Below are 7,041 nucleotides of genomic sequence, written 5' to 3'. Positions count from 1 at the left end.
CCGAAACGGAGGTCGCCTGAAACACCCCGATCCACAGGTATTGACAATTCCTCCGACGAAGTCACCGACGTACTCACGCGAAACGAACTCCAGCAGTCCGCATTCGACTGCGAGGTGATCGGCACCTTCTACACCGAAGCCGAAGACGCCCCAGTGGAATTTGGCGCCGACGTCGACAATGTGGTCGCTTCCGCCAAGTATCAGGTTTTTCTGCCGTCCAAAGATGTCCTGGCCTGGGTCGCCTCCTACTCGGAAAGCGATGAGGACGACACCGTGACCCTCGGTACCGTCCGGTTCTCATCCACTCTGCGACGTGCCCGGGCGGCCGGCACCGACACCGCGCCGGTCAACGTGCACGTCTCCGACTTCATCTCCCGCAAGACCGCGGTGTTCGGTATGACCCGGACCGGCAAGTCGAACACCATCAAAACCCTTGTCACCGCTGTGAACCGGTACGCCAGCGAGCGAATGAAGCCTATCGGGCAGCTCATCTTCGACCCGCAGGGCGAGTACGCCAGCGTGAACGAGCAGGACCAGACGGGGCTGAAACTCCTCGGTGACGCCGACACCGTTCGCATCTATCGCATGGGGGCAGACAACACCGATCCGCAGGTGAAACCTCTCGGTATGAACTTCTTCGACCTGGACAACTTCACCGCGATAACCGAGTTCGTCAACGATGCGGTGACCGCCCAGTACGGCACATACGCCTTCGTGAAGAGCTTCGCCGCGATCAAGTGGGATGAACCGGACCGGCAAGACTTTAGTGAGCACAACCACTGGACGCGCGCACGACTCGGCATGTACGGAATCCTTGCGGAGTGTGGATTCACGGGAGCATTCAGCCGGTCAACGACGCCAGCGACCCTCGATTTCTCATGGAACAAGACTGACTTTGACGACTTCAACTCTACGAACCCCAATCTCGTGCGTAACCCCACAAGCGGAAGCACCTACCGAGCAACTTCTCCCCGAGCGGCACAGGCAGTCGCGCTCTACATGGCTGAGAAAGGTACGTGGAACACCAGTTCATCAGGCAGCGGGGACAAACCGTTCAAGCACATCGCGGAGTTCCTGAACCGTGCCAGCGGCAAGGCGGCCGTCAGGTCGCTCCGGGAGTTCCACTCGTCGCACTCCGCGGCCCGTGTCGAGGATCAGGTATGGGACGACATGCAAAACGGCCGGCTATCGATCGTTGACCTGTCGCACGGCACCGGAGACGTCCAGCGCATCATCAGCGAAAACATCGTCAACTACCTGCTCGCACGCGCCAACGAACGGTTCCGTGGGGGGCAGGAGGCGGTGAAATTCCAGATCGTCGTCGAAGAGGCTCACAACCTGTTCGAGCGCGGGGCGAAGGAGGTTGCGGGCAACCCATGGGTGCGCCTGTCGAAGGAGGCCGCGAAGTACAAGATAGGTCTCGTCTACGCCACCCAGGAGGTGTCCAGCGTCGACCAGCGGATCCTGTCGAACACTTCCAATTGGCTTGTAGCGCACCTGAACTCCGACAACGAAACTCGAGAGCTCTCGCACTACTACGACTTCAAGACCTGGGCCGACAGTATCCGCCGGTGCGAGGACATCGGGTTCGTGCGTATGAAGACCTACTCGGGCAAATACATCGTCCCGGTGCAGGTCGCCAAGTTCGACCACGCCATGATCAACGCAGCCCGACAGGCGGCGGGGCTGGCGGCCGTCTCGGCTGACGGTACTGCCGAAGAGGCGTGACGTGCCCTACCCGAGCGAAAGAGCGCCACGCCTGGGACACGTGCCCACCGTTTCCAGCAAGGCCGTTCAGGAAGCCTTCTCCCGTTGGGAGGTCGCGCAGGCCCGTCCCGACGACGACGCGCAGGTGACTGATCTATGCGTGGCCGTCTCGTCGCTGCCAACACGCACGCAGGCTACCGACGTGAGGTTCTCGATCACGGTGGACGGATCTGAGACCGAGGTCGAAGCAACACGCGAATACCCGACGGTCAAGGTCGGCTATATCCGGGTAGCCGGGTCGCTGCTGGAAATCGACAAGCTCAACGAAGCGGGCAAGGGACCGTTCGTCGACCCGCGGATGGTCAGTGACGCACATCAGGCCGCGTCCTTCGACGCGGCGCTGCCTGGCTCCGGCCTTGTGCAGCCGGGACACTCAGGGATCGAAACGTGGCGCCGCGAGGCGGACCATTTCCTGCAGAACACTCGCGTCGACGAAGCGTCACCGCGGACACTGGCCGATGCGCTGCTCACGTTGCACGGTGCTCCTGGCGCAGCCGCCGCCGGGATCGGTCTGCGCACCTGCCCGTCGCGGACGCACGACTACCCCGCTGGTGGCGGGCCGGCCGTGGGCAAGGAGGGCGGAACGTGCCCGAACTGCGGCGTAACGCTCTACCTGGCCGATGTGCTCCGCACGCATGAGGAGTACAGCCCTGAGGGTTCGAACCAGACCGCCATCACGCGGACGATGAACATCGCCGAACGCCTGATGACGCTGTCGTACCTCGATCTGTTCTACTCGGAGGCGGAACGCCCGCTCGACGCGTTCCGCAACACGATCTTCGTCACAGACGGCCCACTGGCGTTGTTTGGTGGCCTGGCGCCGCTCAAACGCAGGTTCCACGACTACCTCCAGCAGCTGTTCACCTGGTCGGAGGGCCAGGATACTGACCTCCCGTTGATGGTCGGCGTGGAGAAGACCGGCAGGTTCGTCGAACACGCCGAACTCATTAGTGATCTCATCCCAGAGGGACACGTGATGAAGCTGACGACCGCGTACATCAACCGGGTCACGGGTCGCCCTGACGGGAACAAGTACGGCACCGACGAGTTTTACGGTCGCCGCTTCATCTACCGCACCAACGCCGGCGACCCGCTCGTCATCACCGTGCCGCCGAAGGCGGGGGTCCTTCCCTACGAAGGTCCGGGAGCCGAGGACTTCGACAGTTACCCGACGCTGCGTACGATCTGCGAGGTGCTCGACGGAGTGCGGACACGGCTCTACCCGAACGCGGTTATCCCGGTTGCGCTGGCACACAGCTCGGCGGCGCTGCCGCTGGGTGTCGGACAGTCGGTGCTGCGGGCGTTGGCGCAGAAGGGCGTCGGGTTGCCGGAGAACACCCAGATCCGTAGCCGTCCGGCGTACCGGTAGCGCTCGGGGTAGCGCGTTGGTTCAGCCGCCGCTGCACCCCTGCCGTCTACCGTGCGGCGCATGAACAACAACACCACGAACACAGTGCAGAAGTCGACCAAGGCGTCCGAGTCCTCGTCCACGCACTGACCTCCGCCATCGCCGCGGACGCCGATGGAGCACTCCGTCGCGGCTACGGCGATCTGCTGCTGGCAGTGACGGACTTCAGTGCTCGGTCTATGCCCGCGGGGAACCGGCGGACGCGGTTTTCCCGGCACGTCAGGTGAAAAACGAAGCGCCGTCGCACCCATAAGAAGTAGAGGGTGAATCAGAAGGAGGAGCCCCCAACCCAGGAGTGTGGTCACTATGCAGCTGGACTGGATGCTGGTCAGCAAGTCCTACGACGAAGCCGACGGTGCGCTGATGCCGGGCCGCGCCGTCAAGCACGGCATCATCGCTCGGATCGGTGACGGCGAGGTCTACCTCGAAATCTGGCCATCCGAGCCACCGGAGCACATCGAAGACCGCGTGACGCTGACGCTGACGATGGACGGTGTCGTCGTCGAGGAAATAGAGCGGCTCGCCTCCTACGACGCGGCCAGAGCCGCCGCCCACAAGTACTTCGAGGATCACGGCGGGCAGGTCCCCGGCGCTCGCTGAGGTGGCAATGACGTCCCTCGGCTGCAACCGCGGCGGCGGGGACGCCACCGCTTCCGCCATCGGACTTCATCGATGCCGGTCAGGATCTGGGTCCCGTGCTGCTCCAGGTTGGTCTCGCAGGGCACTTTGGTAGGTGCGGCAAGCCGCGTTGGTCCCAGCCGAAACACGGCCTACGCCACTCCCGCCGTTCGACCGGCTCGCAGCCGACGGCCTTGCAGGCCGCGGACGCTCGCGGTCTCCCGGCGTCCGCGGCTGCAGCCGTGTTCCGCCTGGCCGTTCGAGTGTGGTTGCATCGCGTGCGTGGGTTCGGCTTCGTGGTCCTGGGTGTTGTCGCGCTTGCGGTCGGCTTGACAATGCGGGGCATTGGGGCGGTTCGGTTCTCCCCGGGGGCATACGGTGCGCATCGGTACGTGACAGGGGCCGGAGCATGCCGTGACCTGGGCGTTTCGGTACCGTTGATGCTGCAACGCACCAAAGAAGTATCACTTTTGGTTACAGTTCTGGTTATCATGGCGGTATGTCCGCCCGCCCCGTATACCCCAACGACGCCCTCGCGTTGGTGCTGGTAGAGCTGCGTCATCCACCAACCGAGCCGCCCGCTCGCCCTGAACTGGCGGTACTCAAGGAGATGTTGTCGCAGTGGGCGCCGATCCTAGAACGTGAGGAGGGACGGCAGTTCAACATCGGTACCGGAGAGCACGTTGCATTCAGCATGCCCAAGCTGGTGGCGCGTGATCGCCACATTGCGATCACGTTCCGGCCCGACGCAATGACGTTGGAGATGACCGACTACCCAGGCTGGGAAGCGTTCAACAAGGTCATCACCGCGATGGTGGTGGCTCGTCAGGACGTGGCGCCTGTGGATGGCTGCGTCAGGATTGGGTTGCGCTACATCAACGAGGTGCGTGCTCCCCTCTGTGGGCACGGGTGGTCTGAGTGGGTCGTTGACAGCCTCCTCGGCCCGCAGGGTCAGCTTGCCAAACTCAAGCTCACCCCTGCCGCTCAACAACATGTCGTGCAATGCAGAGCCACGGACGCTGGTGACACCCTCACGCTGCGGTACGGAGCGGCGAAGGGCGTGGTCATTCCGTCGACACCGACGCTTCAAAGGCTCAAGGAACCGTCAGGGCAAGAGGAGGATTTCTTTCTCATCGACATCGACAGCGCCTGGGCTGACTCCCGCAACCGCGTCCCGCCCCTTGACTCCGAGCTTGTCGATGCTACTGCGCAACGCCTGCACGAGCCCATCGGACCGCTGTTTGAATCCTTGATTAAGCCGGATCTGCGGACCAAAGTGCTCCAACAGCCAGGACGGGAGTGAATATGGCTACCTTATTCTTCAGCGGGAACCTGCGGGACGACACCACCTCTGGGACAGGTGATTACCGTCTGAGCAAACTGCCGGAAAGCACGCCTTCGTCTCAATGCGACACGGCCGACGTGTTCTATCGCCGCGCATCTGACCTCAAGGATGAGATGCGCGGCGTGCGACGGCGGACACACAAGATCCGCTTGGAAGAGAAAACCGTCGAACGGTCCCACATCGGGGCGACTCAGGCCCTCGAGCAACTTGCGGATTACGGCTTCGCGTGGCGTGATATTGCTCGAGTAGTCGGTGTGAGTGTTCCCGCATTGGCCAAGTGGCGCAAGGGTTCTGGCGTAAGCGGCGAGAACAGACTGAAACTCGTCCGTCTCTTGGCGCTCGTCGACATGCTGTCGGATCGCTTCATCGACGAACCTGCGTCGTGGCTTGAAATGCCGATCACGGAGGAAATCGGGGTTACGCGGATGGACTTGCTCGAACGTGGCAGGTTCGATCTCGTTCTTGACCTGGCCAGCCCGCACACGGGGGATGGCATCACTGAATACGTCCTCAGCGAGGTCAATCCCGATTGGCGAGAAAGTCATCCTGACAGCGCCTTTGAGTCCTATATCGCAGAGGATGGGGCGGTTTCCATTCGGTTCAAGGGGTGACGCGTGTCGACGGAGCTGGAGACACCGGACGACCCCGAGTCGATCTATCTCGCTCGGGAGGCGGAGATAGGCGCACACCGGCCCACCTTCACCGGCGACATCTATCGCATTGACGCGCAACGTCTGGTCTTGGTGCTCCAACATCCTTGTGCGCTACGACGAGGTGTTGACCTGCACCCCAAGCTTTTGGTTGCTTCGGTCGCACCCGACAATCTTCGTTCGAAGTGGTCCAACGCCCCATTCTCAACGATGCCGCTGCCTAAACTCCTTGAGGGCAAGGACTACTCAGCAGACTTCATCGACCTCGAAGTCATCGCATCTCGCGAGCTGCCGGCGCATCGGAGAATTGCCGTGCTCAGTCAGTTGGGCGTCAACTTTCTGATGCAGAGGTGGGTGTACCACAGCACCCGCTTGGTCGTGCCCACCCAACGTTATTCGGACAGCACGGTAGGTCCGTTCGATGAGGCCGATTTGACCGAGGAATGGATTGAAGATCGTGTGGATGATGGAGCTGACCCGGTGGAGGCTGAGCGTGAGTGTGCCTCTTGGCTCGACGTGAAAGCTAACGATCGCACGCGGCGGGCGTTGCTCGCCGACCCGCAGCATGCCAGTTCGGTACGCCGGGAGGCCCGAGCGCACCGTAAGTCTGTGGAGCTCGGCACTGATAACCCGACCTGAGGGTCGCCGCCGCTTCTGCGTGCGCCGCGAAGCGCCGCTTCGAGGCGCGGAAACGTGCCATGAGGGCGCGGTTAGGGCGCGAAAACCCTGCGCGCGCCTGCACGCAGAGGCGTAATCGAACATGCCATCGATGCCCTGACCTGTGCGGATCTGAAATTCCTGCGATCCAGAGAATGCCTGGTCGCGTTTTAACCATGATGAATAGGTCAGGAGTTCGATTCTCCTAGGTGGCTCCATTTTCGCTGTATGACCTCGGTTGATGCTTGACATTTCGGTGTCGGTTGATGCTTGACGGTGTTTCGGCTGATGCTTGACAGTTGCTTCGGTTGATCCTTGACACTCCCTTCATGAGGGAGTTGAGCGTGGCTGAGCAGCGGTATCAAGCGGTGTTGGTGATCGCCGACGGGCTTGCGGTGACGCAGGCCGCCGAGAAGGCGGGTGTCTCGCGGCAGACGATGCCCCGGTGGTGGTGGCGATTTGTTGGCGCTTTCACCGTCACCTGCTCGCCCTCGGCGCCGCCCACGGCCAGGACGCATGCCCGTCCGTGGTGGTGTCATAGACCTGACTTTTATCACCAACCGGAGGTTCGTGACCCCGTAGAGCTGTGAGCTGCG

General features: G+C 62.3%; 6 protein-coding genes and 1 pseudogene. All 7 read left to right on the top strand.

What is annotated here, in order from left to right; genetic code table 11:
- Positions 1 to 1,728, top strand: a 1,728-nt coding sequence (locus K6T84_RS23540) for an ATP-binding protein (RefSeq protein WP_329786957.1), incomplete at its 5' end; no start/stop codon positions are given.
- A 40-nt stretch (positions 1,729 to 1,768) separates the two neighbouring features.
- Positions 1,769 to 3,136, top strand: coding sequence for a hypothetical protein (locus K6T84_RS23535; protein WP_329786956.1), 1,368 nt, complete (start codon positions 1,769 to 1,771; stop codon positions 3,134 to 3,136).
- A 345-nt stretch (positions 3,137 to 3,481) separates the two neighbouring features.
- Positions 3,482 to 3,775 (top strand): hypothetical protein, encoded by a 294-nt coding sequence (locus tag K6T84_RS23530; protein ID WP_329786955.1) that lies wholly within the window; start codon positions 3,482 to 3,484, stop codon positions 3,773 to 3,775.
- A 517-nt stretch (positions 3,776 to 4,292) separates the two neighbouring features.
- Complete coding sequence (locus K6T84_RS23525) at positions 4,293 to 5,096, top strand: TIGR04255 family protein (protein WP_329786954.1); 804 nt, start codon at positions 4,293 to 4,295, stop codon at positions 5,094 to 5,096.
- A 2-nt stretch (positions 5,097 to 5,098) separates the two neighbouring features.
- Positions 5,099 to 5,749, top strand: coding sequence for a transcriptional regulator (locus K6T84_RS23520; protein ID WP_329786953.1), 651 nt, complete (start codon positions 5,099 to 5,101; stop codon positions 5,747 to 5,749).
- A gap of 3 nt (positions 5,750 to 5,752) precedes the next feature.
- Positions 5,753 to 6,427, top strand: coding sequence for a hypothetical protein (locus K6T84_RS23515; RefSeq protein ID WP_329786952.1), 675 nt, complete (start codon positions 5,753 to 5,755; stop codon positions 6,425 to 6,427).
- A 347-nt stretch (positions 6,428 to 6,774) separates the two neighbouring features.
- A pseudogene (locus K6T84_RS23510) lies at positions 6,775 to 6,915 on the top strand (IS481 family transposase); the annotation flags it as partial.
- Positions 6,916 to 7,041 lie beyond the last annotated feature (126 nt).

Source organism: Mycobacterium zoologicum (assembly GCF_020181635.2).
Taxonomy (GTDB): Bacteria; Actinomycetota; Actinomycetes; order Mycobacteriales; family Mycobacteriaceae; genus Mycobacterium; species Mycobacterium zoologicum.
The sequence above is the reverse complement of the archived record's forward strand: the minus strand, read 5'-3'. Positions and strand labels throughout refer to the sequence as shown.

Excerpts from the sequence above, each read along its gene's own strand:
- K6T84_RS23530 (WP_329786955.1), top strand. The coding sequence starts at position 3,482 with ATGCAGCTGGACTGGATGCTGGTCAGCAAGTCCTACGACGAAGCCGAC.
- K6T84_RS23525 (WP_329786954.1), top strand. The coding sequence starts at position 4,293 with ATGTCCGCCCGCCCCGTATACCCCAACGACGCCCTCGCGTTGGTGCTG.
- K6T84_RS23520 (WP_329786953.1), top strand. The coding sequence starts at position 5,099 with ATGGCTACCTTATTCTTCAGCGGGAACCTGCGGGACGACACCACCTCT.